Source organism: Streptomyces sp. NPDC016640 (genome assembly GCF_043076215.1).
Classification (GTDB): domain Bacteria; phylum Actinomycetota; class Actinomycetes; order Streptomycetales; family Streptomycetaceae; genus Streptomyces.
On the sequence record NZ_JBIBRG010000023.1, the window covers coordinates 1 to 21,203 of the forward strand.

9 protein-coding genes are annotated in these 21,203 nt (G+C 71.9%); 5 read left to right on the plus strand and 4 right to left on the minus strand.

Translation table 11 applies throughout. The annotated features are described in order from the left end of the window. The first annotated feature begins 84 nt into the window (after positions 1–84). Complete coding sequence (locus ACF07S_RS32050; protein WP_391975775.1) at positions 85–600, plus strand: integrase core domain-containing protein; 516 nt, start codon at positions 85–87, stop codon at positions 598–600. Between the two features lie 35 nt (positions 601–635). On the opposite strand, the gene ACF07S_RS32055 is transcribed toward ACF07S_RS32050, so the two are convergent. After that, entirely contained in the window at positions 636–1,529 is an 894-nt protein-coding gene (locus tag ACF07S_RS32055) for a methyltransferase domain-containing protein (RefSeq protein WP_391975776.1), read from the minus strand. A 265-nt stretch (positions 1,530–1,794) separates the two neighbouring features. Here ACF07S_RS32055 and ACF07S_RS32060 point away from each other — a divergent pair, with 265 nt between their 5' ends. The 4 genes from ACF07S_RS32060 to ACF07S_RS32075 all read left to right on the plus strand — a co-directional run bounded on the left by ACF07S_RS32060 (position 1,795) and on the right by ACF07S_RS32075 (position 19,102). Continuing rightward, entirely contained in the window at positions 1,795–2,904 is a 1,110-nt protein-coding gene (locus ACF07S_RS32060) for an SDR family oxidoreductase (RefSeq protein ID WP_391975777.1), read from the plus strand. 258 nt (positions 2,905–3,162) lie between these two features. Further along, on the plus strand, positions 3,163–4,788 hold the full coding sequence (locus ACF07S_RS32065; protein WP_391975778.1) for a PfaD family polyunsaturated fatty acid/polyketide biosynthesis protein: 1,626 nt from the start codon (positions 3,163–3,165) through the stop codon (positions 4,786–4,788). 23 nt (positions 4,789–4,811) lie between these two features. Continuing rightward, positions 4,812–11,060, plus strand: a complete 6,249-nt coding sequence (locus ACF07S_RS32070) for an SDR family NAD(P)-dependent oxidoreductase (protein ID WP_391975779.1) — start codon at positions 4,812–4,814, stop codon at positions 11,058–11,060. Positions 11,061–11,065: 5 nt separating this feature from the next. Next, the gene (locus tag ACF07S_RS32075) at positions 11,066–19,102 is read left to right on the plus strand and encodes a beta-ketoacyl synthase N-terminal-like domain-containing protein (protein ID WP_391975780.1); all 8,037 of its coding nucleotides are present in this window, start codon (positions 11,066–11,068) and stop codon (positions 19,100–19,102) included. A 91-nt stretch (positions 19,103–19,193) separates the two neighbouring features. On the opposite strand, the gene ACF07S_RS32080 is transcribed toward ACF07S_RS32075, so the two are convergent. From ACF07S_RS32080 to ACF07S_RS32090, 3 genes are all read right to left on the minus strand, one after another. Continuing rightward, entirely contained in the window at positions 19,194–19,913 is a 720-nt protein-coding gene (locus ACF07S_RS32080) for an IS6 family transposase (RefSeq protein ID WP_391975781.1), read from the minus strand. Between the two features lie 34 nt (positions 19,914–19,947). Further along, a complete protein-coding gene (locus tag ACF07S_RS32085) occupies positions 19,948–20,163 on the minus strand; it encodes a hypothetical protein (protein WP_391975782.1) in 216 nt (71 codons plus the stop codon). A gap of 122 nt (positions 20,164–20,285) precedes the next feature. Next, positions 20,286–20,534, minus strand: a complete 249-nt coding sequence (locus tag ACF07S_RS32090) for a hypothetical protein (RefSeq protein ID WP_391975783.1) — start codon at positions 20,532–20,534, stop codon at positions 20,286–20,288. Between the last annotated feature and the right edge of the window lie 669 nt (positions 20,535–21,203).

Genomic DNA, 21,203 nt, shown 5'->3' on the forward strand with positions numbered 1-21,203 from the left:
AGGCCACCACGGCCTGACCTCAGGCCCGAAACACAAGCCCACCACGCCCCGACGACGCCATCAGACACTCACACACCCAACAATGTGACAGCGCCGTTCGCGGTGATCGAGCATGCCAGCCGCCGGATCCGGATCCTCGGCGCCACCACGCACCCCACCGCATCCTGGGTGACGCACGTCGCGAAGAATCCCGTCAGGGACCTCGAAGACGCCGACTGCCGGGTCAGGTTCCTGATCCGGGACCGGGACGGGAAGTTTCCCACCCTGTTCGACACCGTCCTCAACAATGCAGGGATCGAGGCAGTACTCAGCGGAGTACGGATGCCGCGCATGAACTCGATCATGGAACGGTGGGTGCAGACCTGTCGGCGCGAGCTGCAGGACCGCACCCTGATCCGGAACCAGCGACACCTGCTCCACGCGCTACGCGAGTTCGAAGACTTCTACAACTCCCACCGGCCCCATCAAGGCATCGCCAACGCCCGCCCGCTACGCCCCTTGCCGAGGCCGATCAGCGATCCGGAACAGATCATCCACCTCGACATACGACGACCCCAACGACTCGGCGGCATCCTCCACGAGTATCGACATACCGCCTGAACTGGGCGGACGAGCTTTTCGGCAGGCGCAGGTGATCAGGCTGGTTTGTCGAGCACCAGGGCGACGTAGCCCGTGCAGCGTCCTACGGAGCAGTGGGCGTCGACACTGGCGAGGGTGTGCCGCCAGTCCTGTTCGCTGAACTCGCGCAAGTCGGGCCAGCGCAGGCACAGCAGTTCCCGGCCGGCCTGGTTCGTCGCCATGCGTGTCAGGAGAGCGCCGAGACGGGAGAAGCCTTCGATCACCGGACGGGTCCAGTCGACGGTGCGCCGTATGACGAACCCCGTCTCCTCCGCGTGCCTCAGGTAACACCTCAGGGGCTCGAACTCGTCGAACTGCCACGCCTCGCGTACGAGGCCCAGTGGATCGAGCTGCCGGATCACCGACGGATCGTCCGTGTTCCAGACGAAGTCGACCAGGACGAACCTTCCGTCGGGGCGCAGTACCCGGAAGGCTTCGGCTAACAGAGCGCGGCGGTCGGCAGGAGAAAGGTGGAAGGCCGCCTCCAGGCAGAGCACCCGGTCGAACGAGCCGTTCGTGGCACGGATGCCCTCTGCCTGCGGCAGGGCGGTGACATCGGCCACGGCGAAGGTGGCGCGGACGGCGTCGCCGTACCGGGCGCGAGCCTGCGCGATCTGGTCGGCGGTGATGTCGACCCCCACGGCGTCACAGCCCGCGGCAGCCAGCCGGGCGGTGGTGTGGCCGCGTCCGCAGCAGGCGTCCAGCACCCGGTGTCCCGGACTGGCTTGCAGGAGTGCCAGGCTCCTGGTCTCGAGCCGTCGTTGAAACCAAGCCAGCCCACCGACGATCCCGGGGAGGGTCGGAAGGGTGTGGTAACCGAGGTTGACCAGCGCGCCCCAGCCCAGGTGCCGGCACAACCGGAACAGTGGATTGGCATCACCGTAGGACGCTGCAAGACGGTCCTGGCCCATTGAGTTCCTTCCTGTGTGTTCCAGGCGGCTCGCATTCCAGGTGGCTCGCAGTACCCAGGAACGCAGGGGCAAGCAGGCGTGCCGGGCCGTACCCACGCACGGTACAGAACATGTGCTTACCGGCGAAAGCGGCGGTGTGCCAGCGGTTCTGCCTGAATATCAGCACAACGAGTGATGCCGTTCCCGTGGCCTCGTCCCACCGCTTTCCACGTGAGAACGTGGGCCAGCATCAGAGGCGAGAGCGGGGGGTACGGTGCGGGTGGCGTTGACCGGTGCCACGGGTTTCCTTGGCCTTCGACTTCTGCACGAGCTGTTGCGCCGTCACCCGTCGGTCACAGTGCTCGCGCGCGGGGAGCCCGACCGCGTACGGGAGCGGATCACCCGAGGCCTCGGCCGGTTCGCCCCCGGCCTCACCGGCCTCGCCGACCGCGTCCAGGTGGTGTCCGCCCGGATCACCGAACCTGGCCTCGCCCTGCCGAAGAGTGACTACCAGGAACTGGCGGACTCGCTGGACGCGATCTGGCACTGCGCCGGGAACACCACACTCGACGGTGACCTGGCCACGCTGCGCGAGGTGAACGTGGAAGGCACCCGGTACGTCCTCGACCTGGCCGGGGCCGGACGCCGTACCCCCGTGGTGTTCCACGTCTCCACGGCGTTCGTGGCCGGGGCGCGTCGGACCGGGGTGGTGTACGAGGACGAACTGACCGATGCCTACGGCTTCGAAGGCACCTACGAACGGTCCAAGTTCGAGGCGGAACAGGTGGTGCACGCGTGGGCGAGGGCCACCGGCCGGCCGGTGGTGATCTTCCGGCCAAGCGTCCTGACCACCGGTCTGCCGCCCCACCCGGATCTCCCGGAACACCCGTTGCTGAACATCACGCGGAACCTGTCCGGCATCGCACGGAGCCAGCTCGGCCCCGGCTGGACACCGGACGTGCTCCTCCCCTGGACCAACCGCTTCCGGATCCTGGGGCGGCCGGACGGACAACTCAACCTGATACCGGTGGAATCCGCCGCCGCCGTGATGGCCCGGCTCGCCGACCTGCCTCCCCCCGACGAGGTGGAGACCTACCACGTCGTACACGGCCAGGAGACACCGGTCGTCGTGTTCGGCAGACTGCTGGAGCAACTCTCCGGGGTCCGTATCGCAGTTGTGCTGGAGCTCCCCGACCCCTCGCCGTACGAGTCGGTCCTTTCACTGGTCAGGGGGGTGTTCTGCTATCTGCGGCACCACCGTCGGTACGACGACTCCCGGGTGAGGGCCAGACTCGGACCGGCAGGCGTCCCGGAACACATCAGCCTGGAGTACCTGCTGTCCGGGCTCCCACCCCGAACGGAGGCTGCCCCGGTTGACCTGGCACCGCATCGCTGAACTGCTGTGGCCCGCTTTGAGACGGCGGGTCGACTCCTGGGGCCGTTCCCCGGCCGTCCCCGTGTCGCGTCCCCGGGCGTGTTCCTCCGTGCCCGGCAGTGCGGCCACCCGGGAGGTGTGGGACTCAGCGAGCCCGCCCGCTGTCTGTCGTGCCGCCGCGGACGGTCGCCACAGGGCAGTCGGCCCAACCGGGAACGGGTACGGGCCGGCCGGAGGACCTACGCCCACACCGACGCCGCGTCCGAGAGGAGCCGACCGGTGAACACCACTCTGTCCGAGGCGCCCAGACGCACCGCCAGCGTGCCCCAGGTCTGCTGGCGGCCCGGCTCGGAGCCGGCCGCGTTCGACCCGGCCGGGATCTCCGCCTACGCGGCCCGGATCCGTGAGCCTTTGTACGTAGTAGGCGGCGGATCCGGGTACGGGTTGGCCGTGGGCGGGACGCTCGGGCCCGGCGGGGGCCACCCGCTCGTCGGGCTGGCCCCACCGGTGTACCCGGAGTGGCTTGGCGACCGAGGCTTCGCCGAGGCACACGGAACACGGTTTCCCTACGTGGCCGGGGAGATGGCCAACGGGATCGCCACCACCCAGATGGTGATGGAGCTGGCCGGAGCCCGGCTCATGGGCTTCTTCGGCGCCGCCGGACTCGCCCCCGACCGGGTGGAACAGGCGGTGACGGAGCTGACCGCGACGTTGGGCGACGCGCCCAACTGGGGCGTCAACCTGATCCACTCACCCGGCGAGCCCCGACTGGAGTCGCAGGTCGCCGACCTCCTGCTGCGTCACCGTGTACGCCGGATCTCGGCCTCCGCGTTCATGGACCTGACGCCCGCCGTCGTCCGCTGCGCGGCGGCCGGACTGCGGCGGGACGCCGACGGCCGGGTGGTCAGGGACACCTGTCTGTTCGCCAAGGTGTCCCGTCGTGAGGTGGCCGAGAAGTTCATGTCGCCTGCACCGGAGGCGCTGTTGGACGCGCTGGTCCGGGACGGGGCTCTCACCGCTGAGCAGGGCCGGCTGGCCCGCCTGGTCCCGGTCGCCGAGGACGTGACCGTCGAGGCCGACAGCGGCGGTCACACCGACAGCCGTCCGCTGTCCGTGATCCTGCCCGAGCTGCTGGCGCTCCGGGACACCCTGGTGGCCAGGTACGGCTTCCTCCGCCCGATCCGGGTCGGTGCCGCGGGTGGTCTGGGCACCCCCGGCGCGGTGGCCGGTGCCTTCGCACTCGGCGCGGCCTACGTGATGACCGGATCGGTCAATCAACTGGCAGCAGAGTCCGGGGTGTCCGCGGACGCGCGGGAGCTGCTGGCCGGAGCCGGCATCACCGACGTGGCCATGGCCCCGGCCGCGGACATGTTCGAGCAAGGCATTCAAGTCCAGGTGTTGGCGAGAGGCACCCTGTTCGCGGCGCGCGCCAAGCGACTGTACGACGTCTACCGACGTCACCGGTCCCTGGCGGAGATCCCCGCCGACACGCGGCACAGACTGGAGAACGAAGTGTTCGGCGCGGACCTGGACGCGATCTGGGCGGACACCGAACGGTTCTGGCTACGGCGCGACCCCGGACAGCTGGCCAGAGCCGAACGCGACCCCAAGCACCGGATGGCCCTGGTATTCCGGTGGTACGTGGGCAACGCCAGCCGATGGGCGATCGAGGGCCGGCCGGAGCGCCGCACCGACTACCAGTTGTGGGCCGGTCCCTCGCTCGGCGCGTTCAACAACTGGGCTCGGGGCAGCCTGCTTGCCGATCCGTCCCGGCGCACCGTCACGCAGATCGCCTTGAATTTGCTGGAGGGCGCCGCCGTGATCACTCGCGCGCACCAGCTGCGTACCTTCGGGCTTTCCATACCGGACTCCGCCCTGACGTTCCGTCCCCGCAAACTCGCCTGACCCCTGCAGGAGTGTCCGCGCAGATGAGAGCAGAACGTGCCCAGGTTCCCGTCGCGGTGGTCGGTCTCGCCGCGTTCACCCCAGGCTCCCGAGACGTGGCAGGGTTCTGGCGGAACGTCCTCGCCGGCCGGGATCTCATGTCCGACGTACCGGTGGAGCGTTGGTCACCGGCCGACCACTACGACCCTGACCCGTTCGCTCCGGACAAGACCTACGTGCGGAGGGGCGCGTTCCTGCCTGACTTCGAGTTCGATCCGTTGGCGTACGGAATCCCGCCGAGCGACCTTGCGGCCACCGACACCGCCCAGCTGCTGGCCATGATGGCCGCGGGTGACCTGCTGGCCGACTGCGGCCTCGGGCAGATGACCGCACAACAGCGGGAACGGGTCGGGGTGGTGCTGGGCACCAGCGGCCTGGCCATGGGGTTCGAGGTGTCAGCGCGGCTCTCCCGGCCGGTGTGGAGAAGGGAACTCCTTGCCTCCGGTCTCGACCCGGCCGCGGCCGACGAGATCTGCGACCGGATCAGTGCCAACTTCCCGGCCTGGACCGAGGCGACCTTCCCCGGTCTGCTCGGCAACGTGGTGTCCGGCAGGATCGCCAACCGGTACGACCTGCACGGCGTCAACCACGTGACCGACGCCGCGTGTGCCTCGTCGTTGGCCGCGCTCTCCACCGGACTGGGTGAGCTCGCCCTCGGCAGCTGCGACCTGGTGATCTGCGGCGGCGTGGACGTGTTGAACGACATCACCATGTACGTGTGCTTCTCGAAGACTCCGGCGCTCTCTCCGACGGAGGACTGCCGACCGTTCGCGGCCGACGCCGACGGCACCATGCTCGGCGAGGCCGTGGTCATGTTCGCGCTGAAGCGGCTGGCCGACGCCGAACGCGACGGGGATCGGATCTACGCGGTGATCCGGGGCCTCGGCGCAGCGTCGGACGGCCGGAGCAAGGCCATCTACGCGCCGCTGGCCGCCGGCCAGGAACGGGCGCTGCGCCGGGCGTACGACGTGGCCGGGTACGGCCCGGAGAGCGTGGAACTCGTCGAGGCGCACGGCACCGGGACCAAGGCCGGTGATGCCGCCGAGTTCGCCGCGCTGAGAGAGGTGTTCCAGGCTGAAGGACGCCCTGACCGGCAGTGGTGCGCCTTGGGCTCGGCCAAGTCCCAGTTCGGGCACACCAAGTCCTCCGCCGGCGCCGTCGGAATGCTGAAGGCCGTACTCGCCCTGCACCACCGGGTGTTGCCTCCGACCATCAAGGTGGGGCGGCCCAACCCCGAACTTGAGCTTACCGATTCCCCTTTCTACCTGAACACCGCCACCCGGCCCTGGATCAGCGGCGACGGTCGGTCGCGCCGCGCCGGCGTGTCGAGCTTCGGTTTCGGAGGCACCAACTTCCACGTCACGCTGGAGGAATACGTTCCCGCCAGGGGCGGCCGACGAGCCTGGCACCTCCCGGCGGCCCCCGGCGAACTCGTCCTGTTCAGCGCCTCCTCCCCCGGCGCACTGGCCGAACTGATCCGCCGGCCCCGGCCCGACCGGCCGTTGGCGGCAATCGCGCGGGAGTGTCAGGCGGCGTTCAGGACCGAACACCGGGCGAGACTGGCCGTGGTGGCCGACGACGCCAGCGATCTGGCGGGGCGGCTGGACGCGCTGGCGGTCCGGGTGGAGGCCGGGGTGCCGTTCTCCGCGCCCCGGGCGCACTTCGCCACCGGTGATCCCGCCCCCGGCCGGGTCGCTTTCCTTTTCCCCGGCCAGGGCGCGCAGTACGTGGGCATGGGCGCCGAACTCGCCGTTCACCACAGGGCGGCCCGGGATGCCTGGGACGCGGTCGCGGCAGTCCTCCCGGTGCACCGGGAGGTGTTCCCGCCCCCCGTGTTCAGCGAGGAGGACCGTGCCTCGCTGGAGGCGGCACTGACCGCCACCGAGGTCGCTCAGCCGGCGCTGGCCGCGCACAGCCTGGCCCTGCTGGCCGTGCTGTCGGATCTGAAGCTGACGCCTGACTGCGTGGCAGGGCACAGCTTCGGTGAACTGGTCGCCCTGTACGCGGCGGGCTCCTTCGACGCCCCCACCCTGGTCCGGCTGGCCCGGCGGCGGGGGGAGCTGATGCGGGACGCGGCCACCACCGCCGGGGGGATGCTCGCGGTAAACGCGCCGCTGGAGCGCATCGAGGAGCTGACGGAGCAGGTGGACGGGGTGTGGGTCGCCCACCACAACGCGCCCCGGCAGGTCGTCCTGGCCGGCACGGACCAGGCATTGACCGCCGTGGAGGCCCGGTGCGCCGCGACCGGCGTGGTCACCCGTCGGCTGAACGCCGCCGCCGCGTTCCACAGTCCCCTGGTCGCCGACGCCATCGAGCCGTTCACCCGTTTCCTTGCCGACCTCACGGTCCACCGGCCGGCACGGACGGTATACGCGGGAGCCGATGCGGCCCCGTACCGGCGCGAACCGGCGACGGTGCGGCGCGGCATCGCCGCCCAACTGGCCGCGCCGGCGCGGTTCGGCGACATGGTGGAGGCGATGTACGAGGACGGGGTGCGCACCTTCGTCGAGGTCGGGCCCGGCACCACCCTGACCGGGCTGACCGGTGAGGTACTCGGTGACCGTGAGCACGCGGCGATCAGCCTCGACCGGCGCGGAAGCCACGGGTTGGCCGCGTTCTACGACGGGCTGGGGCGGGCCGCGGTGCGCGGGGTCGCCATGGACCTGTCCGCGCTGTGGGAGGGGCACAAGCCCGTGCCCGAGCCGGCTCGTGAGGAGAAACCACGGATGACGGTCCTGATCAACGGCGGCAACCACCGCGATGACCATCGTGGCGGACGTGCCACTCCCGCAGCTCCGGGACCGGTGGCGTCGCCCGACGGGGCGCCGGGGCGGCCGGGGTCGGTGGTGCCGCCCGCGGCGGTGTCAGAGGCGACACCACCGGTCCCGGGCCCCGGCACCGCGCGGCCCGCCCTGGGCCCGATGCCGGCGGCGCAATTGTCGGTCCAGCCGGTGGCCTGGTCGGCGCCGGTGTCCTCTGCCGGCCCGTCCCCGAAACCGGTCCCGGGTCTCGCCGAGCCGGCCGGGCCCGGCACGCAGGCACCGCTGATCCCCGGCCAGGTGGCCACGGACAGGCCCGGAGACATCCGGCCGGGCACGCCAGCTCCCGTGACCACCCCGAGCGTCCGGTCCACCGGCTCGGCCCACCCCGCTCCGCCGACGGAATGGTTACGGCTCCTGGCCGAGGCCCAGCGGCAGAGCGCGGAGGCGCATGCCACGTACCAACGGGTGACCGCTGAGAACCACCAGCTCTACCTGCGGACGGCGCATGCCTCGATGGAGGCCCTGCTCGGCGCCGCCGGTGTCCGTCTCCCCGCCGTCGGCGTGGACGGCCCGCAGCCATGGCCCGTCGCAGAGGTCGCGGTGGGTGCCACCGGCGCGCAGGTCGTGCCCTCCGGTCAACCGGTCCACGCCCCCGTGCCGTCAGGTACGGTCCCCGGCTCTGGCCAGCCCTTCCGTTCCGGTTCGGGCGGCGACAGGGATGAGGCGACATCGGCTGTGCCGGCGCCACCCCCGCAGGCCACCGTCGTGCCGTCGCCCGTGGAGGCCCCGGCGCCCGGGCTGGTGCTGCTCGGGCCGCAACCGGACGCGTTGCGGCCGGACGGGCTGCCGCTGGACGCCGAGTCGATCGGCGCGCTGCTGCTGGAGGTGGTCGCCGAGCGCACCGGCTACCCGGCGGACATCATCAACCTCGACATGGAACTCGAGGCCGACCTGGGCATCGACTCCATCAAGAAGGTCGAAGTGCTCTCCCGGGTCCGCCAACGTGTGGGTGAACTGCCCGCAGCCGACCTGTCCGAGCTGGCGTCCTTGCGCACGCTGCGGGAGATCTCGGTCAAGGTCGCCCAGCTGGCGGGACAGATCGATGACGCCGGCGACCAGGCGTCCGCTGGTCCGTCGCCGGTGTCCCCGGTGTCCCCGAAGCCTCCCGGGACCTCCGCCCCTGGATCCCCCGAGGACGTGGACTCCGAGCCCGCCGCCGGTCCGGAAGCCACCGATGCCCCCGCCGCCGAAGTCCCCACCGCCACCAACCGTCCGGAGCCGGTCCGCCTGGCGGTACGCGCCCTGCCGCTGGCGCCGGCCGGGCTGGCCCTGGCCGGTCTGCGCGACCGGGAGCTCCTCGTGCTCGACGACTCCACCCGGGTGGGTCATCTGCTGGTCGAGGAACTCGCAACCCACGGTGTGCCGGCCCGCCTCGTCATCGGTCTTCCGGCCGAGGCACGGTCGGTGATCCTGCTGGACAAGGGCGACGACCCGCCGGCCGCCTTCGCGGCGGTCCGGGGGCTGGCCGACCGGCTCAGCTCGGCCGGCGGCCTCCTGGTCACCGTGCAGGACACCGGGGGCGACTTCGGGCTGAGCGGAAACGGCGGCTGGCCGGTCCATGGTGGTCTGGACGCACTGGCCAGGACCGCCGCCCGGGAGTGGCCCCTGGCCACGGTGAAGGCCATCGACTGCGCACGCACCGGGCGCAGTGACGAGCAGGTCGCTGCCGCGATCGCCGCCGAGCTCACCGCGGGCGGGCCGTCGATCACGGTCGGTCTCCCCGCCGACGGAAGCCGGACGGTTCCGCTGGCGTGCCCCGTCGCACCCGGCCCCGTCGAACCCCGGGCCGATGCCGACTCGGTGATCGTGGTCACCGGCGGCGCACGCGGCGTCACCGCGTCGGCGATCCGCGAACTCGCGGTCGCCCACCGGCCCAGACTGGTGCTCCTCGGCCGTACCGCACTGGCCGAGGAATCCGCGGGGCTGGCCGGGGCCACCGACGAGGCGGGCCTGATCCGGCTGCTCGCCACCGGCCCCCGCCAGGCCCCACCAGCCGAACTCGCCGCCGAGGCGCGGCGCGTGCTGGCCGTACGTGAGGTTCGGCAGACCCTGCGAGCCCTGGAGGATGCGGGCTCGCCGACGCGCTACCTGTCCGTGGACACCCGGGACGAGGTGGTCCTGCGCGACGCCCTGGCCGAGGTACGCCGGGACTGGGGCCCGATCACCGGGGTGGTGCACGGCGCCGGGGTGATCGCCGACCGGTTGATCGGTGCCAAGACCGACGAGCAGTTCGCCCTGGTGTACTCCACCAAGGTGGACGGGCTGCGCGCCCTGCTGGCCGCCACCGCCGACGACCCGCTCTCCCTGCTCGTGGCGTTCACCTCGGCCTCCGGAGTGTTCGGCAGCCCGGGGCAGGCCGACTACGCGATGGCCAACACCGCCGTCGACCACCTGCTCTCCGCGTACGCCGCCGCCCATCCCGGTTGCCTGACACGCTCTGTGGCCTGGGGTCCTTGGGACGGCGGCATGGTCACCCGGACGATCGCGGAACGGTTCCGCGCCGCCGGGGTCGAGCTGATCGAACCGGCTGCCGGAGCGCGCGCGTTCGTCGCCGAACTCGCCGACCCCGGCGGGCCCACCCGGGTGCTGCGCGCCGCCGGGGACCTGGCTCCCGACGTCCTTGCCGGGCAGGGACCGGTCGCCGAACTGACCCTCGCCCGGCCGCAGTACGCGCTGCTGGACGACCACCGGATCGACGGGGCACCGGTGGTTCCGGTCGCCGTCCTGGTGCACTGGTTCATCGGGCTGGCCCGGTCCTGGCGGCCGGACACCGGCCCGTTGGTCCTCCACGACCTGCGGGTACTCCGCAGGATCGAACTGCAGGAACCGGGCGAGAGGCTCGTGCTGCGCGGCCGGACGAGGACGGACGGGTCCGCACGGCGCGGCGGTCTCACCGTCGAACTGGGCGCCGTGGGGGCCAAGTACGCCGGCACGGTGGTCGCCGACGGCCCGCCGCCGGACCCGCACCGCTGGCGGACGCCGGAAGGCCTCGAAGAGGTCCCCGAACCGTACGACGGACCGGCGCTCTTCCACGGCCCGGTGTTCCAGGTCCTGGACCAGGTCCGGCTCGGCGCCGACGGGGGTGTGGCCGCGCTCCGCCCCCGGGACGTCGAGCCCTGGCTGGCCGTGCCCTGGACGGTGGACGTCGCCGCGCTCGACGGCGCCCTCCAACTCGCCGTCGGCTGGACGTTGCGGGCCGGTGTCGGGGCGGCGCTGCCGATGTCGATCCGGGAGTGCCGGATCCACCGGGCGGGGACCGACTGGGGAGCCGCGCGCGTCGTCGTCTCGGCACGACGGACCGACGGGATGTCCGCCGAGTGCGACGCGGCCGTACTGTCCGAGGACGGCGCCGTGCTGGCCGAGCTGCTCGGGGTGGAGCTGATCCGCCGGCCCGACCCGACCGAGGGCTGACGCGGATGCGTTCTTTGGAGGCGACTCCTCGGCAGGCGCCGTTCTTCGAACCGGTCGCGATCGTCGGGCGCGGCTGTGTACTGCCCGGTGCGCTCGACCCGGACATCTTCTGGGCCCAGATCGCCGCAGGCCGTTCCGCCCTGTCACCGGTGCCCGACGGACGCTGGCGGGTGCCGCTGGCACGGGTGTCGGGTGCACCTGGTGACACCGATCGGATCTGGACCGACATCGGAGGCTACGTCCACGGCTTCGACGAGGCGTTCGACCCGACCGGGTTCGAGCTGCCCCCGGCCGAGATCGCCCCACTGGACCGGGTGTTCCGCTGGGTCCTGCACGCCGGCCGGCAGGCGTTGGACGAGGCGGGCCGGCCCGATCTCGGCCGCGCAGGGCTAGTCCTGGGCAACCTGGCGTACCCGACCACGGCCATGGCCCGTTACGCCGAGCACGTGTGGCTGTCCGGTTGGGGGCGGCCGGGGCCGAGCAACGACTTCCGCCCCGATCCCCTGAACCGGTTCGGGGCCGGTCTCCCCGCCCATCTGGCCGTTCGCGCGCTCGGCCTCGGCGCCGGCGGTCATGCCCTGGACGCCGCCTGCGCCTCCTCCCTGTACGCGGTGAAAGCCGGCTGCGACCGGCTGCGGGACGGGGACGCCGACCTCGTGCTGGCCGGGGCGGTGGCCGCCGCCGACAGCCTCTACATCCATCAGGGGTTCTGCGCGCTGACCGCGTTGAGCCGGTCGGGCCGTAGCCGTCCCTTCCACCGGGAGGCGGACGGACTGGTGCCCGCCGAGGGCGCGGTGCTGTTCGCACTGGCCCGGCTCGATGACGCACTCGCCCAGGGCATGCCGGTCCTGGGCGTGATCCGAGGCATCGGGCTGAGCAACGACGGCGTGGGCGGTGGCCTACTGGCCCCGGACCGGGCCGGTCAGGAGCGCGCCGTGCGCGCCGCCTACGCCTCGGCCGGGATCGCACCGGAGACTGTTTCACTGGTCGAGTGCCACGCGCCGGGCACCCCGAGCGGGGACGTGACCGAGGCACTGGTGATGCGTGAGGTGTTCGCTGATGCGGTGGACCTGCCGATCGGTTCGGTCAAGTCCAACCTGGGACACCCGCTCGCGGCGGCCGGCGGTGCCGGCCTGCTGAAGGTTCTCGGTGCGTTGCGTGCCCGGGTGCGGCCGCCGTCCCTGCACGCGGACGCGCCGTTGGACGTGCTCGCCGGAACGCCGCTGCGACTGCTGCGGGAGGCCGAGGAGTGGCGCGGGCGGCGCAGGGCAGCGGTCAGCGCGTTCGGATTCGGCGGCGCCAACGCGCATGTGGTCGTCGATGCCTGGGAGCCCGGTCGGGCCGCATCCACCGCTGCCCTCTCCCCCCGCCCTGTTTCCAGCCGGCCACGGGTGGACCAGCGGGTGGCGATCGTGGCGATCGGTGCACGGGCCGGGTCGGGGGCCGGCTACCGGGACCTGTGTCACGCGGTCCTGGACGGCGCGCCCAGCCTTGACCCCCGGCGCTCCATCGAGGTCGCGCTGGCCGGGCTGCGGTTCCCTCCGGCCGATCTGGCCGAGGCGTTGCCGCAGCAGGTCCTTGCCTTGGAGGCGGCCCGGGAAGCCGCCTCCGCGACCCGGCTGCCGCCCGACCGGACGATGGTCCTGATCGGCATGGGCACGGACCCCGAGGCGGCGCGTCCCGGTGCCCGCTGGCGTGCGCCGGGCTGGGACACCGCCTCCGGCCTGCCCGCTCCGGTGCCGGACTGGCCGGACGCCTTCCGCGCTCCGCTGCTCCCGGAAACCGTGCCGGGCACCATGCCCAACCTGGTGGCCCACCGGATCAACGCCCAACTGGACCTGCGCGGCCCCAGCCATGTGGTCTGCGCGGAGCAGGCGTCCGGCCTGGTCGCCCTGGATCTGGGGGCGCGGGCGCTGCGGGCGGGGGAGGCGGACGCGGTGCTCGCCGGCGCGGTCGACCTGTCCCATGAGCCCGTGCACCTGGCGGCGCTGGGCGCGCTGGGAGATCACCGGCCCGGTGGTGACGTGGCCGTCGTCCTGGTGTTGAAACGCCTGACCGACGCCGAGCAGGACGGCGACCAGGTCATCGCGTTGCTCGACCACGCGACGGCCCGGACGGCCCCCGCCGACCTGCTGGTCGGCGACGCGGACGCCGGAGGCACGGACGGGACCCACCGGATCCGGGATCACGAGGTCCCGTCCGATCATGACGGCGACAAGATCGACAGGGGCCGGGCGGGGAACCAGGAGGACGGGGACGACCGGGACGTGACCGGAGGGGACGGCGAGCCGTCCGGCCGGCCGCCCACGCCCCGCGTCACCGCCCGGTACGACCACAGCGAACTGTTCGGGACGGCCCATGCCGCGCACGGCGCGCTCGCCGTGGCGGTGGCCGCGATCGCGGTCCACCACCAGGCGGTGCCACGGTCGGGTGCGGCCGCGCTGCCCGCCGACGCGCCCCTGACCGCCTGCGCCCGGGTGACGCCCCTGGGCGCCTCCCTGATGTCGGTCCGCCTGCGCCCGGCCGGCCCGCCGCTGCCGTGGTCCTCGATCGCGCCCCGCTGTCACGTGTTCTCCGGCGCCGATCGGGCCGAGGTGCTGGCCGCACTGGCCGACGGACGGGAGTCCGACACCGGTCCCGCTCGCCTCGTGGTGGTGGTCGACCAGGTCTCCGAGACGCTGCGCGAACGGCTGGCGGTCGCACGCCACTGGTTGACGTCCGGCGGGCCCCGCCCGGACCGGATCGCCTACCAGGACGCCCCCACGAGCGGGGAGATGGCTTTCGTCTTCCCCAGCGGCCAGGCGAGCTATCCCGGGTGCGGGGCGGAACTACGACTCGCCCTGCGCGCCCCCCGCACCGAGGAAGCCGCCCGGCCCGTCCCGGTGCCGGAGCCCCGGCACCCCACCGGCACCGACCCGGTCCCGGTCGTGACGCGGATCCGGAACACCACCGAACTCGCCGCCCTGCACGGCGAGATCACCCAGAGCCTGCTGGGGCTGCGGCCGGACGCGGCGATCGGCTTCTCCTCCGGGGAGTCCACCGCACTGATCGTGCTCGGGGCGTGGCCCGACGCGGCCGGCCTGTACCAGGCGGTCTCCGACAGCGACGTTTTCCGGTTCGACCTGTCCGGGGAGTTCCGCGCGGCGCACCGGTTCTGGCGCGGACACGGCCAGGAACGGGGGCGTTGGGCCGAGTACCTGGTGCACGCGACCCCAGCCGACGTGCGCACCGCCCTGGCAGGCGAACCACTGGCACACCTGCTCGCCGTCGACTCGCCCGACACGTGCGTGATCGGCGGACTGGACGCGGCCTGTCGGCGCGTGCTGGACCGGATCGGCCCCGGGCTCCCGATGGCCGACGGGTACCAGATGGTGGCGCACGCCCCCGAGGCGAACCAGGTCGCGGCCGCATTTCGCGCCCTGCACCGCCGGCCGACCAGTCCCACGCCGGGCATCCGCTATTACAGCGCGGCCACCGGCGAGCCGTACCCGGTCGATCCGGACCACGTCGCGGACGCGCTGCTCACCCAGATGACCAGCACGCTCGACTACCCGAAGGTGGTCGAGCGGGCCTGGACGGACGGGGTGCGCGTGCTGATCGAGCATGGCCCGCAGAGCGGGCGCACCCGGTCGATCCGCCGGATCCTGGCGGACCGGGACCACCTGGCGGTGGCGCTCGATGTGCCGGGACGGGGACTGCGGCAGCTGTGCGACGCGGTCGCCGAACTCGTCGCCGCCGGAGTCTGCCCTGATCCCGCGCCGCTGTTCGACCGGCTCACAGCGGCCGCCAGGCTGCCGGCTGATCCGGGGAGGACGATCACCCTGCCGGCGCACCCGCCCGCGATCCGGCTGCCCGGAACAGATCATCCGGAGCAGCGGATGGAACCTGCGCCGCTATCGCCTCCGGCGACGGTACCGACGAAACCGGTCGGCGCGCCGGCCGGTCCCAGTACGGCGGTCTCCTCTGGTGCCCAGGGCTCGGCCTCGCCGCGTGCCAGGGCTGTACCCGTCGCACGAGCCGCGTCGATCGGCCCGGTGACCGCTGCGGACCACCCGGTGCCGCCCCTTGCCGCTGCGAACCGCCGGGCGCCGGCCGTGGCCGCTGCCGACGATCCGGTGCCGGCACTTGCCGCCGCCCACCACGCCCGTCTCGCCGTCGCCCAGCGGGAGTTCCTGGAACGGCAGGGCCAGGCTCACGCGGCGTTCCTCCGCACCCGGCAGCTGGTGATCGGCTCGGTCACCGCCGTGACGGCTGGCGGTGACCGAGCCCTGTCCCCCGCCCCGGATCCCGCGCACCTGCCGCAGGCCATCGAGCCCGCGCCGGTGACGATCCCGTCACCGGGCTCTCCGCCCCTGCCGTGGCGACCGGCAGTACCGGAGCGGCCCACGCGGGGACTGTCGCTGCCCCTGGACCGTGCCCGGCTGGAGTACCTGGCGCACGGGCGGATCTCCGACGTCTTCGGTCCCGCCTTCCACGCGCAGGACTACAAGCGACGGCAGACCCGGTTGCCGCGCCCCCCGATGCTCCTGGTGGACCGGGTCACCCGGCTCGACGCGGAACCCGGTTCGATGTCCACCGGCACGGTTCACACAGAGACCTACGTCGCCCCGGACGCCTGGTACCTGGATCCGGCCGGCCGGATGCCCGCGGGCCTGTTCATCGAGGCCGGCCAGGCCGACCTGCTGCTGATCAGCTGGCTCGGGGTGGACCTGCTCGACCACGGCGACCGGGTCTACCGGTTGCTGGGCTGCGAGGTGACGTACCACGGACCGCGGCCGGCCGTCGGGGAGACGCTGCGGTACGAGATCCACGTCGAGGGCCATGCCGAGCACGACGGCGTGCGGCTGTTCTTCTTCCGCAGCGACTGCTATGTCGGTGAGGAGCTGCGGCTGTCGGTACGCCAGGGCCAGGCCGGTTACTTCACCGACGCGGAACTCGCCGGTTCGCAAGGAGTGCGCTGGAGCCCAAAACCGTCACCGGCAGGGGCGGTCGATCCGCCCGCTGTTCCTCCGGCCGCCACCGCTTTCGGTCCCGACGCCGTACGGGCCTTCGCCGAGGGCCGACCGGCGGACTGTTTCGGCCCCGGCTGGGATGTGTCGCGCGCCCATGTGCGTACCCCGACTCCCGGGGAGGGTCGGCTGTGGCTGCTGGACGAGGTGAGCGAACTCGACCCCGCCGGGGGCCCCTGGGGTCGTGGCTACCTGCGTGCGGAGAGCGAGGTCCGGCCTGACGACTGGTTCTTCGACGGCCACTTCCACAACGATCCCTGCATGCCTGGCACGCTCATGTTCGAGGGCTGCGTGCAGGCGATGGCGTTCTATCTGGCCGCGCTGGGCTTCACACTTGACCGGGACGGCTGGCGGTTCGAGCCGGTGTCCGACGAGTCCTACCGGATGCGCTGCCGGGGGCAGGTCACCCCCCAGAGCCGTCGGGTCCGCTACGAGGTGTTCGTCAGCGGACTGTCGTCCCATCCCCGGCCCACGCTCCGTGCCGACCTGCTCTGCACGGTGGACGGCCTGCCCGCTTTCCACGCCTCCGGGGTGGGGCTGGCACTGGTCCCGGACTGGCCCCTGGAGTACTGGCGGTGGCTGGGGCCGCCCGCCGTTCAGACCAGTGGGGCACCGGTGCCCCTGCCGGTGCTCGGTGGCCTGCGCGGTCTGTGCCCCGACCCGGCGGCGGCCACTCTCGCCGGACGGAGCGCGGACTTCCCGCTGATGCTGGCCGCAGCCTGGGGCCGGCCCAGCGCGTTCGGCACCCGTGGAAGCCAGTTCGACGGCGGCAAGCGCTGCGCTCGACTGCCGGGCCCGCCCTACCTGTTCGTCACCCGCATCGTCGACGCCGGCCTCGAACCGGACCGGCCGCACCCGGGTTCCTGGCTGGTCGCCGAGTACGACGTACCGGAACAGGCCTGGTACTTCGAGGAGAACGGGACCCGGGTGATGCCGTTCGCGGTGCTCAACGAGGTGCTCCTGCAACCGTGCGGGATGGCCGCGAGCCTGCTCGTGCCGCAGCCACCGGACGCCCCCGAACTGTTCTTCCGCAACCTGCAGGGGAACGGCACCGTCCTGCGGGACATCCCGGCCGGGACCCGCACCCTGCGCACCAGGGTCGAGGTGGGGGACCTCTCTCAGTTCGACGGCGTCACCCTCGTCCCGTTCGAGGTCTCCTGCGAGGCGGTCGACGAGACCGGCGCCCTGCTGCCGGTCATGGAACTGTCCACACAGTTCGGGTACTTCCCGGTGGCCTCGTTCGCCCGGCAGCCCGGATTGCCCCCCACCGCCACCGAACGCGCCCGGCTGGCCGAACCCTGCGACCGGGTGGTGGAGCTGCGGCATCGTCAAGAACGCTACGGCTCCGGTTCCCTGCGGCTGCCCGGACCGATGCTGCTGATGCTGGACCGGGTCACCGGGTACTGGCCCGATGCCGGACGGGCGGGACTTGGCCGGCTGCGCGCCGAGCGCAAGGTCGACGCCGGGGACTGGTACTTCCGCGCCCATTTCTTCACCGACCCGGTGCAACCCGGATCCCTCGGCCTCGAAGGTGTGGTCCAGCTGCTCCAGTGGTACCTCCTCGAACGCGACGCCGGCACCGGGCTGACCGCCCCACGTTTCGAGTCCGTGGCCGTCGGTCACGAGGTGCGCTGGCTCTACCGGGGCCAGGTGGTGCCGAGCGACGGGCTGGTCACGTTCGAGGCCGAGATCACCGAGTACGGGACCGACGCGCGCGGCCGATACGTATGTGCCGAGGCTTGGCTGTGGGTCGACGGACGTCGCATCTACCACCTGCCCCGCATCGGGGTCCGGGTGGTCGACGGCCATCCGGCCGTGCGGGAGCTGGAGCTGGATCCGGCAGTGGACACCTGGCTGGACGACCACCGGCCCAACTTCGTGGTTCCCGCGGTGCCCCTGATGACCACGGTGGATCAACTCGCCACCGCCGCGGCCAGGCTGACCGGTCAGCCGGTCGTCGGCCTGCGCGAGGTTCAGCTGCACCGCTGGCTTCCCCTGCCCGGCCCCGTGCGGATCCGTACCGACGCCGAACCGGCGGCCGGGGAAGGGACCGCGGTTCGTCTCTCCGTCTGGCGGGAGGCCGGTGAACTGTCCGGGTACGAGGTGGTCGGCGAGGCCACCGTACTGACCGGAACCGTGCCGGGGCCTCCCCCGGCCCTGTTTCCCCCGCTCCCCGACGGCCGGCCGCAGCCGGACCCGTACGAGGCCGCGGAGCTGTTCCACGGCCCGGCGCTGCAGTACCTGACCTCACTGACCGTGGGCTCCACCGGCTCCAGCGCGGTGCTCGACGCCGGACGGGGCACCACGCCGTTCGGCCAGCTGGGGCAGGGGCTACTGGATGGTTTCCTGCACGCCATCCCGTCCCAGTCGCTCTGGCGGTGGATTCCTGGCCTGTCCCAGGACCTGGTCGGCTTCCCCCACCGGTTGCCCTGGCTGGACCTGTACGAGCCGCTGCCGACCAGCGGTGAGCTGCGGGTCGAGGCCCGGTTCGCCGGCTTCGACCAGGGGCACCACCTGCTGCCGGTGATCGACGTCCAGGCCCAGATCGGCACCCGGGTCGTGGCGCGCCTGAGGCTGGTGGAGATCCTGGTGCGCCTGCCGGGGATCGAACGGGTGCCGCTGCGGGACCGCAGGGCCTTCGCGACGGGCCTCCGGTATGTCCTCACCGCCAGTCTGTCCAGCACCCGGGACGGGATCACCACACTCTCCGTCGACACGGTCCGCCGGTTCGACACCCTGCCGGGCACCGCCTCACGGATCTACCGGCTTCCGGCCGGTCTTCCGCTACTCGAACGCAGCACGCGCATCGCCGTCAAGGAGCACGTGTCCGGCCTGGCCAGGGCCCATCCCGGACAAATCGAGGTGGCAGCCGACCTGCGCTCGGCCTGGGTGGCCGGTGCCCCCGGCACGGTCTGGCCGGTGCGGGTCGAACACGAAGCGGACGTGGTGGTGGTGCGTTGCCCTCTCCCCGACCAAGATGCCTGGCCCGGGGTCCGGTACGGTGCCGGCTCCCGCCAAGTGGACCGGCCGTAGGTACCTCTGAGGGGCGCTGTCACATCATTGGGTGCGTGGGTCTCTGGCGGTGCGTCGGGGCGTGGGGAGGGGCCGGGTTCCGGGCCGGTGCTCAGCCCTTGGCGGGCTGGCCGGCGGCGCCGGTGACCTGCTCCCGGATGGCGAAGCGGAGGGTCATCTCGGCTCGGTAAGCGGTGGCGGTCATCAGGTGGCGGCGGGGCCGGAAGTGGGGTGAGATGCCGCTGAATGCGGCCAGGAACCGCTGGGCCCCGCCGACCGAGCGGAAACCTTTCATGGCGCGTTCGCGCTGCCGGGTGGGCTGGTGGCTGTTCTCAGCCCGGTTGTTCAGGCCTTTGTGCGAGCGATGCCCGACCGAGGGCATGACCTCGCGGTGGGCCGCGCCGTAGGAACGCAGCTTGTCGGTGATTACCACCCGCGGCACCGCACTGGTCCTCTTCAGCAGCCTGCGGAAGAACCGCCTGGCCGCGGCCTTGTCCCGGCGGTTCTGCATGAGGATGTCCAGTACATTGCCGTCCTGGTCCACGGCCCGCCACAGGTACTTCCGCTCTCCGTTGATCCTGACGAAGACCTCGTCCAGATGCCATTTGCCCCCAGGCCGAGGCCGCCGACAGCGCAGCGCGCCTGCGTAGGCCTGCCCAAACTTGGCGCACCAGCGGCGGACCGTCTCGTGGGAGACGAACACGCCGCGCTCGAGCAGGAGCTCCTCGACCTCCCGGAACGACAGCGGGAAGCGGTGGTAGAACCACACACAGTGGGAGATGATCTCCACCGGGTACCGGTGCCCCTTGTACGACGGTGGCGCGCTGTCCACGGACGATCCCTCCCCGGCATGACCAACCAGAAGATCATCCCACTTGGTCAGTCAACGTGACAGTGCCCTCGTACGAGATCCGGACTTCGCTGCGGTCGACACGGACGTTGATGCTCATGCGGGCCAGCTCGACAAGGGCGTCCCACTCGGCGGCCAGCGAGTGCTCCTCCACCCTGCGGGCCCTCAACACGAAAGCTTCCAGCAAGCGCTGGTGCTTCTCGTCAAGAGTCTCCGTCTGCCCGCGGCTCACGCTTCCCCCCCCTCGCATCGATCGTTTCCAGCATGACGTGCCTTCTCCGTCGTATCCATCCAATTCGCCGGGCTGGTCCTTGCCAGAAGGAGAAGCGCTGCTGGTCGGGAGGCGTGCCCAGCTCAGCGGCGCAGGCGCGAGAGCCAGCCGGTGGCCTTCTGCTCCGGCACGGCCGGCTCCTGCTCCTCGCGCGTCGCGTCCGGCCAGGCTTCCTCCCAATCGGTCCCGTGTCGCTGGTCGCAGTCCCCGCACAGGGTCGGACGGGCCTCCGGAGGGAGGGCGTCCCAGCCGGTGCACTCCACCGCTTGCCACCGCTCGTACATGAACGCTGCCTTGCAGTCGGTGCAGCGAGGTCGGCGGGCGTAGCGCATGAGGGCATGCTGTATGGATCTCCAGGGCCTCAGCTCTTGCCGGCCCCGCTCAAGAACAACTCTTCGAACCGCTGATACTCGCGGCGCAGGCTGCCCTTCCCTGTATAGGCGGCGTGCGTTGCAAGGAAGAGACGCGGTCCCGCCCAAGCACCGTTCGACCACAACTGGATCAACCATGCCGGAGCTGTGCCGATGTCCTGGGACAGTTCAACCCACACCGCCGTGTCGGCAGCATGCTCGCCGTGAGCCATCGACGAGCCGCTCGTCCAGGCGTACCCCTCGATGCCGATACGGCGCTCAAGGTTCTCGCTGAGCCAGTCAATCGAAAGGGGTGTGATCTCGAAGGTGCGACGGCCCCTCTTCACAGGCCAGCCCCGGTCCTTGGCGTAAGCCAAGATGTCGCTGATGTCCTTCGCAGGATCGCGGTTGGTCCCGTGCGCGTCATCCACATCGGCGTCGTTCTCAACGAGCTGGTCGGCATCGGTATCGCCGCCTAGCATTTCCCTGAGACGGATACCTGCCGAGAGTCGTGCGAGGCGACGCGTCAGGGCACGTTGCAGGCGCTCGTCAGTGCTGATGGTCGGGTCGATTACCGCTGTGGCCCACAGACACGCCTCGAAGACGCCACGCGCGACCGATACCGCGCCCATCAGCGATTTCTCTGCACGA